The sequence below is a fragment of the Methylolobus aquaticus genome, from assembly GCF_054172105.1.
This window is the reverse complement of record NZ_JBSYXP010000049.1, coordinates 1-1,292: the sequence shown is the minus strand read 5'-3', so window position 1 is coordinate 1,292 and position 1,292 is coordinate 1. Positions and strand designations below refer to the sequence as shown.

Annotated in this window: 1 protein-coding gene; it reads left to right on the top strand. The window is 71.4% G+C overall.

Annotated elements, in window-relative coordinates:
- The coding region (locus tag ACW73L_RS22115; RefSeq protein WP_498924701.1) for a condensation domain-containing protein at positions 1 to 1,292 on the top strand (1,292 nt) is incomplete at both ends.

Here is a 1,292-nt window from a genome sequence, read left to right as displayed (position 1 = left end):
GCCGTCGTCGTGCTGCACGAAGCCGCCGGCCGCCCGCAACTCATCGGCTACGTCGCCGGTAGCGGGCTTGATCCGGAAGACCTGCAGGCCGCGTTGCAGCAACGGCTGCCGGCCTACCTGGTACCCAGCCGGATCCTCGTGCTGGACCGACTGCCGCGCACCCGACACGGCAAGGTCGACCGCGCCGCGCTGCCCGCGCCGGAGCGAGAGCGGGTGACGACCGTCGCCCCGCGCACCACCACCGAAACCCAACTCGCGGCCATCTGGCAGGCCGTGCTCGGGCTCGAGACGGTCGGTGTCAGCGACAACTTCTTCGCACTCGGCGGCGACTCCATCCTGTCCTTGCAAGTGGTCAGCCGCGCCCGTGCGGCCGGGTACGCGCTGAGCCCGAAAGACCTGTTCCGGCACCAGACACTGGCCGCGCTGGCCGCGGTGGCGCAGCCGCTGGCGACCACCGCCTTCGATCCCGGCCCGGTGACCGGAGCGGTGCCGCTGACACCGATCCAGGCCGAGTTTTTTGCCACCGCCATCCCGGCGCGGCACCACTGGAACCAGAGCCTGCTGCTGCAGCCCAAAAACCCGTTGCAAGCCGACGCCCTGGCGGCCGCGCTGGATGACCTGCAGGCCCACCACGCCAGCCTGCGGCTGCGCTATGGCCAGGCCGATGGCGTCTGGCAGCAAGCCTATGCCGAGGTCAGTCACTCCCCCGACGGACTGTGGTACCGGCCGGTCGCCGATCCGACGGAATTGGCCACGCTCGCCGACACCGCCCAGCGCAGCCTCGACCTGGCACAGGGACCGCTGCTGCGCGCGGTCCTGTTCGCCTTCCCGGATGGCAGCCAGCGGCTGCTGCTGGTAGTGCACCACCTGGTGGTGGACGGCGTGTCGTGGCGGCTCCTGCTGGAGGATCTGCAGAGCGCCTACCAGGCCCGCTGCCACGGCAACGCCTGCCCGCTGCCGGCGCCGACCAGCTCGTTCAAGGCCTGGAGCCAACGGCTGGTCCGCTGGGCCGGGAGTGCCGAGCTGCAGACGCAGCAGGACTACTGGTTACAGCAGGTACCCGACCTCTCCCCGCACTGGCCCTGCGATGATCGCGACGGCTCCGCGCGCAACTGCGACGCCGCGACGCTGGCGTTCAGCCTCCCCCCCACCGCCACCGCGCAGTTGCTGCAACACGCCGGCGCGGCCTATCGCACGCAGATCCAGGACCTGCTGCTGACCGCATTGGTCCGCGCCTGGCGGCGCTGGAGCGGGCAGGCGGCGCTCGGTGTCGAACTGGAAGGGCACGGGCG